Annotated in this window: 12 protein-coding genes; 2 read left to right on the forward strand and 10 right to left on the reverse strand. The window is 68.1% G+C overall.

Annotation, left to right across the window (positions count from 1 at the left end):
• Window positions 1-2 precede the first annotated feature (2 nt).
• Both FZ983_RS30705 and FZ983_RS30710 read left to right on the forward strand, forming a co-directional pair.
• Complete coding sequence (locus tag FZ983_RS30705) at window positions 3-587, forward strand: DUF447 domain-containing protein (protein ID WP_188092582.1); 585 nt, start codon at window positions 3-5, stop codon at window positions 585-587.
• Entirely contained in the window at window positions 584-1,321 is a 738-nt protein-coding gene (locus FZ983_RS30710) for a (5-formylfuran-3-yl)methyl phosphate synthase (protein ID WP_149228352.1), read from the forward strand. Before FZ983_RS30705 ends, FZ983_RS30710 begins: the two co-directional genes overlap by 4 nt.
• Here FZ983_RS30710 and fdhF read toward each other — a convergent pair.
• From fdhF to FZ983_RS30760, 10 genes are all read right to left on the reverse strand, one after another.
• Window positions 1,281-4,052, reverse strand: a complete 2,772-nt coding sequence (gene fdhF / locus FZ983_RS30715; RefSeq protein WP_149228353.1) for a formate dehydrogenase subunit alpha — start codon at window positions 4,050-4,052, stop codon at window positions 1,281-1,283. The genes FZ983_RS30710 and fdhF overlap by 41 nt on opposite strands.
• Window positions 4,053-4,062: 10 nt before the next feature.
• Window positions 4,063-5,850 carry an NAD(P)H-dependent oxidoreductase subunit E gene (locus FZ983_RS30720; protein ID WP_247884050.1) on the reverse strand — a complete coding sequence of 596 codons (1,788 nt, stop codon included), beginning with the start codon at window positions 5,848-5,850 and terminating at the stop codon, window positions 4,063-4,065.
• Between the two features lie 176 nt (window positions 5,851-6,026).
• On the reverse strand, window positions 6,027-7,064 hold the full coding sequence (gene fba, locus FZ983_RS30725) for a class II fructose-bisphosphate aldolase (RefSeq protein WP_149228354.1): 1,038 nt from the start codon (window positions 7,062-7,064) through the stop codon (window positions 6,027-6,029).
• A gap of 31 nt (window positions 7,065-7,095) precedes the next feature.
• Window positions 7,096-9,147, reverse strand: a complete 2,052-nt coding sequence (gene tkt / locus FZ983_RS30730; RefSeq protein WP_211103017.1) for a transketolase — start codon at window positions 9,145-9,147, stop codon at window positions 7,096-7,098.
• 165 nt (window positions 9,148-9,312) lie between these two features.
• Complete coding sequence (locus tag FZ983_RS30735) at window positions 9,313-10,188, reverse strand: phosphoribulokinase (protein ID WP_149228355.1); 876 nt, start codon at window positions 10,186-10,188, stop codon at window positions 9,313-9,315.
• Window positions 10,189-10,202: 14 nt separating this feature from the next.
• Complete coding sequence (locus FZ983_RS30740) at window positions 10,203-11,315, reverse strand: class 1 fructose-bisphosphatase (RefSeq protein ID WP_149228356.1); 1,113 nt, start codon at window positions 11,313-11,315, stop codon at window positions 10,203-10,205.
• 45 nt (window positions 11,316-11,360) lie between these two features.
• On the reverse strand, window positions 11,361-12,293 hold the full coding sequence (gene cbbX, locus FZ983_RS30745) for a CbbX protein (protein WP_247884051.1): 933 nt from the start codon (window positions 12,291-12,293) through the stop codon (window positions 11,361-11,363).
• Entirely contained in the window at window positions 12,290-13,000 is a 711-nt protein-coding gene (gene rpe, locus FZ983_RS30750; protein ID WP_348771088.1) for a ribulose-phosphate 3-epimerase, read from the reverse strand. The genes cbbX and rpe overlap by 4 nt, the downstream gene beginning before the upstream one ends.
• A gap of 16 nt (window positions 13,001-13,016) precedes the next feature.
• Entirely contained in the window at window positions 13,017-13,457 is a 441-nt protein-coding gene (locus tag FZ983_RS30755; protein WP_149228359.1) for a ribulose bisphosphate carboxylase small subunit, read from the reverse strand.
• Window positions 13,458-13,470: 13 nt separating this feature from the next.
• The gene (locus FZ983_RS30760; protein WP_247884054.1) at window positions 13,471-14,862 is read right to left on the reverse strand and encodes a form I ribulose bisphosphate carboxylase large subunit; all 1,392 of its coding nucleotides are present in this window, start codon (window positions 14,860-14,862) and stop codon (window positions 13,471-13,473) included.
• Window positions 14,863-15,002: the final 140 nt, after the last annotated feature.

Consider the following 15,002-nt stretch of genomic DNA (forward strand, 5'->3'; position numbering starts at 1 on the left):
CCATGCCCCTGATCCGCGAAACCATCATCACCACCACCGGCGCCGACGGTCGGCCCCATGTGGCGCCGATGGGGGTGACGGTGGAGGCGACTGGCGACGGGGAACGCTTCATCCTGGCCCCGTTCCGGCCGTCACGGACGCTCGACAACCTGCTCGCCCGCCGTTGCGCCGTCGTCAACCACACCGACGACGTGCGGGTCTTCGCCGGCTGCATCAGCGGACGCCGCCGCGACTGGCCGACCGTTCCGGCGGAGCGGATCGACGCGCCCCGTCTGGCCGACTGCCTGTCGCATGAGGAGATCGTGGTGGAGGAGGTGGAGGACGACCCGGTCCGCCCACGCTTCCACTGTCTCACCGTCCATGCCGCGACCCATGCCCCTTTTCGCGGCCACAACCGGGCGCAGGCGGCGGTGATCGAGGCGGCCATTCTGGTCAGCCGGCTGCACATGCTGCCCGCCGACAAGATCGAACGGGAGGTCGAATACCTCTCCATCGCCATCGGCAAGACCGCCGGCCCGCATGAGTTGGAGGGCTGGGGCTGGCTGATGGACCGCATCGCAGCCCACCGCGGAGGGGAGAACTCATGACCGGCTGGCTGGCCAGCGTCGCCGATGCGGCGGAAATCCCCCTGATCCTGCCGGCGGCGCCCGACATCCTGGACCTGAAGGAGCCCTCCGCCGGAGCGCTTGGGGCATGGGCGGTGGACGACATCGCAGCGACGGTGCGCGACCTGACGGTCCTGCCCGGTTGCCCGCGGCTGAGCGCCACCATCGGCGACCATCCGATGCGGCCCGAGATCGTCGAGCCTGCTACCCGCCGGGTCGCCGGGACCGGCGTGGATTTCGTCAAGATCGGCTTCGCGCCCGATGGAGCGCCCGACCGCTGCATCGACGCGCTGGCTCCGCTCGCGGCGGAAGGGGTGCAACTGGTCGCCGTACTGTTCGCCGACCTCTGGCCGCCGGACCCCGGTTGCCTGCCCATCGACCGGCTGGCATCCGCCGGCTTTCGCGGGGCGATGCTGGACACCGCCGGCAAGCGCCACGGGCTGCGCCACTATTGGCACGATGCGCAACTGTCCAGCTTCGTGTGCTGCACACGGGCACACGGCCTGCTGACCGGGCTGGCCGGGTCGCTGCGCGTTGCAGACATCCCGGCCCTCTCGGCCCTGTCGCCCGATTACCTCGGCTTCCGCGGCGCGCTCTGCGGCGGGGAGCGCACCGCGGGCATCGACCCGCAGGCGGCGGCGCGGGTCGCCGCCGCCATTGCCGGTCTTCCCGGCGTTACTCCGCCGCCTCGGCCATCTCCGCCTTCTCGATCTTGATCGCGCAGTATTTGAACTCCGGGATCTTGCCGAAGGGGTCGAGCTGCGGGTTGGTCAGCACGTTCGCCGCCGCTTCCGCGTAGGCGAAGGGGATGAAGACCAGACCGACCGGCATGCGATCGTCGATGCGGGCCTTCAGCCGGATCGTGCCGCGCCGGCTCGACACCAGCATGTAATCGCCGGTCCTCATCCCGGCACGGGTCAGGTCGTGCGGGGAGACATAGGCGACCGCCTCCGGTTCCACCGCATCGAGCACGCTGGACCGCCGGGTCATCGACCCGGTGTGCCAGTGCTCGAGCTGGCGGCCGGTGGTGAGCACCAGCGGATAGTCGAGGTCGGGCGTCTCCGCCGGATTGATCGGCCGCGCCGGCACGAAGCGACCGCGGCCCGTCTTCGTCGGGAAGCCGTTGCCGAAGACGATGTCGTGGCCGGGCTGGTCCGGCCCGTCCACCGGATAGGTGACGGAGCCTTCGCGCTCCACCCGTTCCCAGGTGATGTTGGCGAGCGACGGCATGGCACCGACCATCTCCGCGAACACCTCCGACACGTGGGTGTAGTTCCAGTTCAGGCCCAGTCCGCGGGCCATGTCCTGGATGATCCACAGATCCTGGCGCGCCTCGCCCGGCAGCGGCACCGCCGCGCGGCCCATCTGGACCTGCCGGTTGGTGTTGATGACCGTGCCGTCCTTCTCCGGCCAGGCGGACGCCGGCAGCACCACGTCGGCGTATTTCGCCGTCTCGGTCAGGAAGATGTCCTGCACCACCAGATGGTCGAGCATGGCCAGCGCCTCGCGGGCGTGGGTCACGTCGGGATCGGACATCGCCGGGTTCTCGCCCTCGATGTAGAGACCCTTGATGCGGTTGTCATGGATGGCGTCCATGATCTCGACCACGGTCAGGCCGCGCTTGCCGTCCAGCTTGGTGCCCCAGTAATTCTCGTAGAAGGACTGGACCTCCGGATCCTCGACCGACTTGTAGTCGGGGTAGAACATCGGGATCAGGCCGGCGTCGGACGCGCCCTGGACGTTGTTCTGGCCGCGCAGCGGGTGCAGGCCGGTGCCGGGGCGGCCGATCTGGCCGGTGACCAGCGACAGCGCGATCAGGCAGCGGCTGTTGTCGGTGCCGTGGATGTGCTGCGACACGCCCATGCCCCAGAAGATGATCGACGCCTTGGACCGGGCGAACAGACGCGCAACCGTGCGCAAGGTGGCGGCCGGGATGCCGCAGACCTTCTCCATCTCCTCCGGCGGGTAGTCCTTCACCGTCTCGGCCAGCGCCTCGAAATCCTCGGTGTTGGCCTGAACATACTGGCGGTCGTACAGCCCCTCCGCGATGATGGTGTGGAGGATGGCGTTCAGCATCGACACGTCGCGGCCGGGCGTGAACTGCAGCATGTGCGTGGCGTGGCGCGCCATGGCGAGCCCGCGCGGATCCATGACGATCAGCTTCGCGCCGCGCTCCGCCGCGTTCTTGAAGAAGGTCGCGGCGACGGGATGATTCTCGGTCGGGTTGGCGCCGATGATGACGATGACCTCGGCATCCTCCGCCGCCATGAAAGGCGCCGACACCGCTCCCGACCCGACGCCCTCGATCAGCGCCGCCACCGAGGACGCGTGGCAGAGCCGCGTGCAGTGGTCGACGTTGTTGGTACCGAAGCCGGTGCGCACCAGCTTCTGGAACAGGTACGCCTCCTCGTTCGACCCCTTGGCCGACCCGAAGCCGGCCAGCGCGTTGCCGCCGCGCTCGTCCCGGATTTTGCGCAGGCCGCCGGCGGCGACCGCCAGAGCCTCGTCCCAGCTCGCTTCGCGGAAATGGGTGAAGGGGTTCATCGGGTCGATGTCGACGTCGTGCTTTGAAACGCCTTGCCGGCGGATCAGCGGCACGGTCAGCCGGTCACCGTGATGGGCGTAATCGAAGCCGAAGCGGCCCTTCACGCACAGGCGGTTCTGGTTCGACGGACCGTCACGGCCGTCGACGGCGACGATCTTGTTGTCCTTGATCTTGTAGGTCAACTGGCAGCCGACGCCGCAATAGGGGCAGACTGAGTCCACTTCGCGGTCGGGCGCGTTGGTGTAGACGCCCTTCTCGTCCACCAGGGCGGCCGGCATCAGCGCACCGGTCGGGCAGGCCTGCACGCATTCGCCGCAGGCGACGCAGGTGGACTGCCCCATCGGGTCGTCGAAATCGAAGACGATCTTTTCCAGATGCCCGCGCGCCGCCATGCCGATGACGTCGTTGACCTGGACCTCGCGGCAGGCGCGGACGCACAGATTGCAATGGATGCAGGCGTCGAGCTGGACCGCCATCGCCGGGTGCGACATGTCGTCGGTCTTGTTCGGCCGGTCCACGGTGGGGAAGCGGCTGCCGGCGATCTCGACCTTGTCGGTCCATTTCCAGAAGGTGGAGTTGGGGTCGTGCGCGGTCTCCCGCTCCGGCTGGTCGGCCAGCAGCAGTTCGAAGACCAGCTTGCGCGACGCCTTGGCCCGCTCCGACGCGGTGCGCACGGTCATGCCGGGCTTGGGCTTGCGGATGCAGGAGGCGGCGAGCACGCGCTCCCCCTCGATCTCCACCATGCAGGCGCGGCAGTTGCCGTCGGGGCGGTAGCCCGGCTCCGGCCGGTGGCAGAGGTGCGGGATTTCGGTGCCCAGGCGCGTGGCGACCTGCCAGATCGTCTCGCCGTTGCGTGCCTCGACCTCGGCGCCGTCCAGGGTGAAAGTGATGCCGTGGGACATGTCGGTCTCCTTACCCCTGCGATCCGGTTGCGCCCTGGGCCACACCCTGAGCCGTGCCCTGGCGCGACACGAAGTCTTCGCGGAAATGCTTCATCACCAGCTTGATCGGATTCATCGCCGCCTGCCCCAGGCCGCAGATCGACGCATCGCCCATCACGGTGGCGAGCGCGGTCAGCAACTCCTCGTCCCACTCGGGTTCACTGATCAGGCGCACGGCCTTCTCGGTGCCGACCCGGCAAGGCGTGCATTGGCCGCAGCTCTCGTCCTCGAAGAATTTCAGCAGGTTGAGCGCCACGTCGCGCATGTTGTCCTTGTCGGACAGCACGACGACGGCGGCCGAGCCGATGAAAGAGCCGTGCGGCTCCAGAGTGCCGAAATCGAGCGGGATGTTGGCCATCGACGCCGGCAGGATGCCGCCGGACGGGCCGCCCGGCAGATAGCCCTTCAGCGTGTGGCCCTCGGCCATGCCGCCGCAATACTGGTCGACCAGTTCCTGCAGGGTGATGCCGGCCGGGGCCAGCTTGACCCCCGGCTCCTTCACCCGGCCGGAGACCGAGAAGGTGCGCAGCCCCTTGCGCCCGTTCATGCCGTGGCTGGCGAACCAGGAACCGCCCTTCTCCAGGATCTCGCGGACCCAGAACACCGTCTCGATGTTGTTGATCAGGGTCGGGCGGCCGAACAGGCCGACCACTGACGGGAAGGGCGGCTTGTGGCGGGGCAGGCCGCGCTTGCCCTCGATGCTCTCCAGCATCGCCGACTCTTCGCCGCAGATGTAGGCGCCGGCGCCGCGCCGCAGATGGATGCGGGTGTGGCGGGCGAGACCAGCGGCCTCGACCTTCGGGATCTCACGCAGCAGGATTTCCCTGCACTGCGGGTATTCGTCGCGCAGGTAGATGTAGACGTCCGTCGCTTCGGCCGTCCAGGCGCCGATCAGCATCCCCTCCAGGAAGCGGTGCGGGTCGCGCTCCAGATGGAAACGGTCCTTGAAGGTGCCGGGCTCGCCCTCGTCGCCGTTGATCGCCATCATGCGCGGACCAGGCTCCGCCCGGACATAGCGCCATTTCAGGCCGGTGGGGAAGCCGGCGCCGCCCAGGCCGCGGATGCTGGAATCCTCCAGCATCTTCAGCACCTGATCGACGTCGCGCGCACCGTCCAGGCATTCGGCCAGCATCTTGTATCCGCCGCCGCGGATATACTCGTCGAAGCCGAGATAGTCGGGAATGTCCGGGTGGACATGGCCGTGGGCGACGGCGTCGAGCACGCTCTCGACGGTCGCGTTCTCGTGCGGGGCATGGCCGATCGCCACGACGGGCGCGTTATTGCAGCCGCCCATGCAGGGCGCGCGCAGGATGCGGACCTCGCGCTCGTCGACGCCGGCCTTCAGCGCCTCATGCAGCTGTTCCGCCCCGGCGAGCGCGCAGCTCAGCGAATCGCAGACGCGGATGGTGAGCTTCGGTGGTGCCGGTTCGCCGTCCATCACGATGTCGAAATGGGCGTAGAAGGACGCGACCTCGAATACCTCGACCAGCGCCAGCCGCATCTCCTTCGCCAATGCTGCGAGGTGGCGGGCATGCAGGCAGCCGTAATGGTCCTGAAGCAGGTGGAGATGCTCGATCAGCAGGTCCGCCTGACGGGAGCGGTCGCCGAGAAGCGCCCGAACCTCCTCGAGGCTGACGGGATCGACTTGGCGGCCCTTCTGCTGGTCGCGCGTCTTGCGGCGGCCGGAGCCGGGATGGATACTGCGGGCAGGAGCGCCGCCCGGCGGCTTTGCGCTGATGATCGGAGGAAATGCGGTCACGGCGTTTCTGGCCTCTGCTGGATGGTCCGCGCTTCTGGGTGTCGCGATCCGAGTTCCTGGTGTCTCGTATACCAGATGCCACGGTAACGCATCCTTTGCTGAAAGTCAGCATCCTAAATCATCATCGCCTTCCGCTGGTTGGGAATGTCGGATGGGGTGTTGGGATTGTTGGGGAATCAGGCGGCGCGGGCGGCCATGCGTTCCAGCGGAAGCGGGGCGATCCGCTCCGCCTGCGCTGCCGATCCGAAGGCTTCGAACCGCTCGCGGCAGAGCGCGCGGGCGGCCTTGGTCGCTTCGGCCAGGAACTTGCGCGGGTCGAACTCCTCCGGCCGCGTCATCATCGCGCGGCGCAGGCTACCGCTCATAGCGAGGCGGATGTCGGTGTCGATGTTGACCTTGCGCACACCGTTGCGGATGCCTTCGCGGATCTCCTCGACCGGGACGCCGTAGGTCTCGCGGATACGGCCGCCATGGGCACGGATGATCTCCAGCCATTCCTGCGGCACGCTGGAGGAGCCATGCATCACCAGATGGGTGTCGGGAATGCGGTCGTGGATGGCGCGGATGCGGCCGATGGCCAGCACCTCGCCGTCCGGGCGGCGGCTGAACTTGTAGGCGCCGTGGCTGGTGCCGATGGCGATGGCCAGCGCATCCACCCCCGTCCGCGCCACGAAATCCGCCGCCTGCTCCGGGTCGGTCAGCAGTTGGTCATGCGACAGGATGCCGGCGGCACCGGATCCGTCCTCCTCCCCCGCCCGCCCGGTTTCCAGCGAGCCGAGGCAGCCCAGTTCGCCCTCCACCGAGACGCCGACGGCGTGCGCCTGCTCCACCACCTGCCGGGTGACGCGGATGTTGTAGTCGTAGCTTGCCGGCGTCTTCATGTCGTCCAGCAGCGAGCCGTCCATCATCACGCTGGTGAAGCCGGAGCGGATGGCCTGCTGGCAGACGGCCGGGCTGGCGCCATGGTCCTGGTGCAGGCAGATGGGAATGTGCGGCCACATCTCCACAGCCGCCTGGACCATGTGGCGCAGGAACGGCTCGCCGGCATATTTGCGCGCGCCGGCGGACGCCTGCAGGATCACCGGGCTGGCGCAATCGTCCGCCGCCTGCATGATCGCCTGGATCTGCTCCATGTTGTTGATGTTGAAGGCCGGCACGCCATAGCCATGGTCGGCCGCGTGGTCGAGGAGCTGTCGGAGGGAGATCAGGGCCATCGCGTGAGGTCTCCGGTTCAGGGCACAGGATTCAGGACTGGGGGGAGCAGAGGCGCTGCGCGCGTTCCGCCACCGCCTCCGCCGTGATGCCGAAATGGCGGTAGAGATCGGCGGCCGGAGCGGACTCGCCGTAGCGGTCGAGGCCGACCACATCGCCGTCCAGCCCGACATGAGCGCGCCACAGCCCGGTCGCCCCGGCCTCCACCGCCAGCCGGGGAGTGCCGTCCGGCAGCACTCTGCTTCGCCATTCGGGGTCCTGCCGGTCGAAGACCTCGCAGCAGGGCATGGAAACGACGCGGGCGGCAACACCCCGGCCGGCGAGCAGCCGCCGCGCCTCCATGGCGATGGCGACCTCCGACCCGGTGGAGATCAGCACCACGTCAGGGCGCCCGTCATCGGCCAGCACATAGCCGCCGCGGGCGGCATCGCAGGCTCGGTCAACACCCCTCTGTGCCGGCAGGGTCTGGCGCGACAGCAGCAGCGCGGTCGGCCCGTCCGTCTGCTCCACCGCGGCGCGCCACGCGACGGCAGTCTCCAGCGCATCGCAGGGACGCCAGACGTCGAGGTTCGGCATCAGGCGCAGGCTGGCGGCATGCTCCACCGGTTGGTGGGTGGGGCCGTCCTCGCCCAGGCCTATGCCGTCATGGGTGAAGACATGGACGACGCGCAGCCCCATCAGCGCCGACAGGCGCAGACCGTTGCGGGAGTAGTCGGAGAAGGCGAGAAAGGTGCCGCCGAAGGGCAGAAAGCCGCCATGCAGAGCAAGGCCGTTCATAACCGCGGCCATGGCGAACTCCCGCACGCCGTAATGTAGGTGGCGCCCGCCGCTCCCCCGCCAGTCGGTGAGATTGGAACCGGTGAGGTCGGCCGATCCGCCCAGCAGTTCCGGCAGCAGGCCCGCCAGCGCCTGGATGGCTTGCTGGGAGGCCTTGCGGGTCGCCATCGGCTCCGCCCGCTCCGCGACGGCGGCGATCCAGGCGTCGGCGGATTCGGCGAAGCTCTCCGGCAGGTCGCCGCGCATGCGCCGTAGGAACTCGGCTGCGAGTTGCGGGTGGGCGCCGGCATAGGCATCGAAGCGCGCCTGCCAATCAGCCTGCGTCGCCGCACCACGCCGCCGGGCGTCCCAGCCGGCACGCACCTCCTCCGGCAGCTCGAAGGGCGGAGAGGTCCAGCCGAGTGCGGCCCTGGTTGCGGCGACCTCGACCGATCCCAGCGGCGCGCCATGCGCCTCGGCCGAGCCGGCCCGGTTGGGGGAGCCATGGCCGATCACCGTCCGGCAGCAGATCAGCGTCGGCTTGCCGCAGGGGGCCAGCGCCTCGTCGATTGCGGTGTCCAGCGCGTAGGCGTCGTGACCGTCGACCTCGCGGATCACCCGCCAGCCATAGGCTTCGAACCGCTGCGCCGTGTCGTCGGTGAACCAGCCGGTGACGGGCCCGTCGATGGAAATGCCGTTGTCGTCGTAGAAGACCACCAGCTTTTCCAGCCCGAGCGTACCGGCCAGCGAGCAGGACTCGTGGCTGATCCCCTCCATCAGGCAGCCGTCGCCGACGAAGCAAAAGGTCCTGTGGTCGACGATCCGGTGCCCCGGCCGGTTGAACTCCGCCCCCAGCAGCCGTTCGGCCAAGGCCATGCCGATGGCGTTGGCAAGGCCCTGCCCCAGCGGCCCCGTGGTCGTCTCCACCCCCGGCGTCAGCCCGTATTCCGGATGCCCCGGCGTGCGCGAGCCGAGCTGCCGGAAGCGCCGCAGTTCCTCCATCGGCAGGTCGTAGCCGGTCAGGTGCAGCAGCGCGTAGAGCAGCATCGAGCCGTGCCCGTTCGACAGCACGAAGCGGTCGCGGTCGGGCCAGCGCGGATCGGCCGGATTGTGGCGCAGGTGACGCCGCCACAGCGCCTCGGCGATGTCGGCCATCCCCATCGGCATGCCGGGATGGCCGGAGTTCGCGGCCTCCACCGCATCGATGGCGAGAATGCGCAGGGCGTTTGCCAGCAGGCGGCGTCCGGAGCCACGGTCGGGTGTGTCGGGTGGCAAGGCAAGCCGGTCCTGTTCGCGGACCTCGACGGCCGCGGTCATCGACGCGTTCATGGTTGGTGTCCTTCCCCTGGTGGGTGTTTTTGCTTGGCGGTACGGAGCGGCCGTCCTCTCGGCGTCATCCCCGCGAAGGCGGGGATCCAGAGCTTCCAATGCAAGGGCCTGCAAAGTTTGGATTCCCGCCTTCGCGGGAATGACGACCGAAGAGATGAGCCCCCCTCAGAACGCCTTCTTCTTGCGGTCGACCAGCTGCCAGATCATCGGCGTAAAAATCAGCTGCATCGCCAGCGCCATCTTGTCCCCCGGACAGACGATGGTGTTGGGCCGGGTCATGAAGCTGTCCTTCAGCATCGACAGCAGATAGGGGAAGTCGATGCCCTTCGGCCGGGTAAAGCGGATGACCAGCATGCTTTCGTCCGAGGTCGGGATGTCGCGGGCGATGAAGGGGTTGCTGGTGTCCACCGTGGGCACGCGCTGGAAATTCACGTCGGTGCTGCTGAACTGCGGGCAGATGTATTTCACATAGTCCGGCATCCGCCGCAGGATGGTGTCGACGATGGCTTCCTCCGAATAGCCGCGCAGGTTGCGGTCGCGGTGGATCTTCTGGATCCACTCCAGGTTCACGATGGGCACGACACCGATCTTCAGGTCGGCATGGCGGGCGAGATCGACGCGCTCGGTGCGCACGCAGCCGTGCAGCCCCTCGTAGAACAGCAGGTCGGTGCCGGGCTCGATCTGTTCCCAGGGCGTGAAGGTGCCGGGGTCCTGGCCGTAGGGTTCGGCCTCCTTCTCGTCGTGCAGATACTTGCGGGTCCGGCCGCCGCCGGTCTCGCCATAGCTGCGGAACAGGTCGTCCAGTTCCTCGAACAGATTGGCGTCGGGGCCGAAATGGCTGAAGGTCGAATGGGGCTCCTCCTGCGCCTCGGCGACCTTGGCGCGCATTTCGCGGCGGTCGTAGCGGTGGAAGCTGTCGCCCTCGACGATGGCGGCGGCGATGCCTTCGCGGCGGAAGACCTGCTGGAAGGTGCGGGTGACGGTGGTGGTCCCGGCACCGGAAGAGCCGGTGACGACGATGATCGGATGACGGGCCGACATTGTGCGTTCCTCCCTCAACCGAGCGCCGCGGATTCGGGCGCCAGGAACAGCGACCGGCTGCCGAACAGCGGCGCGTGGAAGGACAGTTCCTCCCCCCGGTCGTAGGCGGCGTGATAGGCGACCAGCCGTTCAACCTCCGCCTTCGATCCCAGGATCACCGGCACCCGCTGGTGCAGGGCCATCGGCTTGATGTCCAGAATCCGCTGTCGCCCGGTGCTGGCCGCCCCGCCCGCCTGCTCCACCAGCATGGCGATGGGGTTGGCCTCGTAGAGAAGGCGCAGCCGCCCCGGCTTGTGGGTGGGACGGGCGTCGCGCGGATAGAGGAAGACGCCGCCGCGGATCAGGATGCGGTAGACCTCCGCCACCAGCGAGGCGATCCAGCGCATGTTGAAATCGGCCTCGCGCGGGCCGGAGCTGCCCTTGATGCATTCCTCGACATACTGGCGCACCGGCGGCTCCCAGAAGCGGGCGTTGGAACTGTTGATGGCGAATTCGCAGACATGGTCGGGGATGCGCATGTCGGGGTGGGTCAGCGTGTAGGCGCCGATCTCGCGGTCCAGGGTGAAGCCGTGCACGCCCTCGCCGAAGGTGGCGATGATCATGTCGGCCGGTCCGTAGAGCGCGAAGCCCGCCGCCACCTGCTGGGTGCCGGGTTGCAGGAAATGCTCCACCTCCGGCTCGTCGACACCGTCGGGTGCCTTGAGGATGGAGAAGATGGTGCCGACCGTCAGGTTGACGTCCACGTTCGACGAGCCGTCCAGCGGATCGAAGGCGAGCAGATAGCGGCCGCGCGGATATTCGCGGGGGATGCGGTAGGGCTCCTCCATCTCCTCCGACGCCATGCCGCAGAGCTTGCCGCCATATTCGCAGGTGCGCAGCATGATCTCGTTGGCGATCAGGTCCAGCGGCTTCTGCGTCTCGCCATGGACATTCACGCCGGGTTCGGGCGCCGGTGCGGCCGGCTGGCCGGCGGACGGCGTCAGCGACCCGCGGGCGGCGGCGCTGGCGATGAATTTGCACGCGGTCTGCACGTCGTTGAGCAGCGCGGTCAGGTCGGTGTCGGCCCCGCCGCGGCGGCGCTGGTCCTCGATGATGAATTTGCTGAAGGTCGTGTGACGGTGCGGCATCGGTTCCCCCTCTCTCGTGTTTTGTCCGGCCGGCTTTTTGCGGGCCTATTGTGTGAAGACGCGGCTCCGGCGGATGTCCTCCTCGGCGATGGTCAGCAGGTCATTGGCGGCGATGGCATTGCCGCGCGCCTCGAACAGGCGGTTGGCCTGACGCAGGCGGGCGCGGTCCAGCGCGTTGCGGATGGATCGGGCGTTGGCGAAGCGCGGCTGGGCCATGCGGCGGAGGATGTAGTCGGCCATCGCCCGCTCGGCTTCCGGTGCCAGGCGGTACTGCATGCCCTCCGTCATCAGCCGGGCGATCTCCAACAGTTCCGCTGCCTCGTAGTCGGGGAAATCGACATGGTGGGCGATGCGCGACGCCATGCCGGGGTTGGAGCGGAAGAAGACCTCCATGCGGTCGCGGTAGCCGGCGAGGATCACGACCAGATCGTCGCGGTTGTCCTCCATCACCTGGAGCAGGATTTCGATGGCCTCCTGCCCGTAATCGCGCTCGTTCTCCGGCCGGTAAAGGTAATAGGCCTCATCGATGAACAGCACGCCGCCCATGGCGCGCTTCAGCACGTCCTTCGTCTTGGGCGCGGTGTGGCCGATATACTGGCCGACCAGATCGTCGCGGGTGACGCTGACCACATGGTCGCGCCGGATGTAGCCCAGACCATGGAGAAGCCCGGCCATGCGCCGCGCCACCGTCGTCTTGCCGGTGCCGGGATTGCCGGTGAAGCACATGTGCAGCGACGGCGGCTCCGCCCGAAGGCCGATGCTGCGGCGGGCGCGCTCCACCAGCAGCAGGGCGGCGATCTCGCGGATGCGGGTCTTCACCGGCAGCAGCCCGACCAGTTCATGGTCCATCCCCTCCAGCATCTCGCCGATGCCGGACTCGCGGTAGAGCGCGTCGAGATCGACGAACGGCGCGTCGGATGGTCGGTCTCGGGTTTCCGGGGTGGCTTCCGGGTCGAGAAGGTCGGCCGCGTCGCTCATGCCGCCCTCCATTCCGGTTCGGCCATCAGCGCGGCGCGCATTCGCCCGACCACGCCGCGATAGCCGCCGTCGGCGTCGGCATCGCCGAAGATGGCGGACCCGGCGACGAAGATGTCGGCGCCGGCATCGGCGATGGCGCGGATGTTGTCGGGCTTGATGCCGCCGTCCACCTCCAGCCGGATGGCGCGGCCGGTGCGCTCGCGGTGCCGGTCGATGCGCCGGCGGACCTCGGCGATCTTCTCGAAGGCGGACGGGATGAAGGACTGCCCGCCGAAGCCGGGATTGACCGACATGACGAGGATCAGGTCCAGCCGGTCCATCACATGGTCCAGATGCGCCAGCGGTGTCGCCGGGTTCAGCGCCAGCCCGGCGCGGCAGCCCTGCTCGCGGATCAGTGCCAGGGTGCGGTCGGGATGGTCGGACGCCTCGGGGTGGAAGCTGACGATGTCGGCACCGGCCTTGGCGAACAGCGGCACCAGCGCATCGACCGGCCGCACCATCAGATGGACGTCGATGACAGCGCGGGTGCGCGGACGGATGGCGGCGCAGACCAGCGGACCGATGGTCAGGTTGGGGACGTAATGGTTGTCCATCACGTCGACATGGACGACCTCGCAACCCGCCTCCGCCACCCGCTCCACCTCCTCGCCCAGCCGGGCGAAGTCGGCGGACAGGATCGACGGGGCGAGGCAGTAGCCCTCACCCAGCTCACGCTCTTCCACGTCACGCCCCATGACGCGCCTCCCCGCCGTAGCGCTCGCCCGAGGGACGGCCGGTGGCATAGCTGCGCACCGTGTAGCCGATGCGCCGCCCCGGCCCCTCCGACCGCAGCAGCTCGAAACCGGGCTCCACGGCCGGGCGGTTGATCAGGTAGGACATGCGCACCGTCTCGAACCCATAGGAACTGTCGAAGGCGAGGACCTTGACGTACTGCTCGGGATGGGCGGTGCGGCAGGCGTCGATCTCCATCATGACGCCCTTGGCGTCGCGCAGGTCGAACATGGGGTTGCCCCACATCGTCCAATAGCTGTTGCGCGGGTGCGGATCGTCGGTGAACTCCACCGCCACGGCCCAGCCCTGGTCGAGGGCGTACTGCACCTGTTTGGTGATCTCCTCGTCCGTCAAGTCCGGCAGGAAGGAGAACTGGCCCTGAGTAAGACGCATGGGAATCGCTCCTTCACATCGCCGCGGTGGGGGTGGGGACGTAGTCGACGCTGTCGGTGGAGGCATAGTCGAAGGTCACGTCCTTCCAGGTGTCGAGCGCGGCGCGCAGCGGGGCGCACCAGCGGGCGGCGTCGCGCAGGATCTCCGGCCCCTCGTTCCAGATGTCGCGGCCCTCGTTGCGGGCCTTGACCATCACTTCGAGGGCGACGCGGTTGGCGGTGGCGCCGGCCTGGATGCCGTCCGGGTGGCCGATGGTGCCGCCGCCGAACTGCAGGATCACGTCCTCGCCCAGATAGGTCAGCAACTGGTGCATCTGCCCGGCATGGATGCCGCCCGACGCCACCGGCATCACCCGCTTCAGGCCAGCCCAGGGCTGGTCGAAGAAGATGCCGTGCTGCAAGTTTTGCGGGACATGGGTCTCGCGGCAGGTGTCGTAGATGCCGCGGATGACGTTGGGATCGCCTTCCAGCTTGCCGACCACGGTGCCGGCATGGATGTGGTCGACGCCGGCCATGCGCATCCACTTGGCGATCACGCGGAAGGACACGCCGTGGCTCTTCTGCCGGGTGTAGGTGGAATGGCCGGCCCGGTGCAGGTGCAGGATCATGTCGTTGCGCCGCGCCCATTTCGCCATCGACTGGATGGCGGTGTAGCCGATCACCAGATCGATCATGATGATGACGCTGCCCAGTTCCTTGGCGAACTCGGCGCGCTCGTACATGTCCTCCATGGTGGCGGCGGTGACGTTCAGATAGGTGCCCTTGATCTCCCCGGTCTCGGCGATGGCGCGGTTGACCCCCTCCATGCAGTAGAGGAAGCGGTCGCGCCAATGCATGAAGGGCTGCGAGTTGATGTTCTCGTCGTCCTTTGTGAAGTCGAGCCCGCCCTTCAGCGCCTCGTACACCACGCGGCCATAGTTGCGGCCGGACAGTCCCAGCTTCGGCTTCATCGTCGCGCCCAGCAGCGGCCGGCCGAAATTGCTCAGCCGCTCGCGCTCCACCACGATGCCGGTCGCCGGCCCCTGGAAGGTCTTCAGATAGGCGACCGGGATCCGCATGTCCTCCAGCCGCAGCCCCTTCAGCGGCTTGAAGCCGAAGACGTTGCCGATGATCGACGCGGTGAGGTTGGCGATCGACCCTTCCTCGAACAGGTCGAGTTCATAGGCGATGTAGGCGAAATACTGCCCCGGCGTGCCGGGCACCGGATCGACGCGGAAGGCCTTGGCGCGATAACGCTCGCAGTCGGTCAGGCGGTCGGTCCACACCACGGTCCATGTGGCGGTGGAGCTTTCGCCGGCGACCGCCGCCGCCGCTTCCTCCGGATCGACGCCGTCCTGCGGCGTGATGCGGAAGACGGCGAGAACGTCGGTGTCCTTCGGCTGATAGTCCGGCTCCCAATAGCCCATCTGGCGGTATTTCAGCACGCCCGGCCGGTAGCGGGCCTTCGGGTCGCTGACCACCCCATCGGCGGCCGTCCGATCCGTAGGAAGAGTCGTCGATACGTAGTTCATCGTCTTCACCTCGACGGTGGCGTTCGGTTCGTTCC

This window comes from Azospirillum sp. B21, assembly GCF_008364825.1.
Classification (GTDB): domain Bacteria; phylum Pseudomonadota; class Alphaproteobacteria; order Azospirillales; family Azospirillaceae; genus Azospirillum.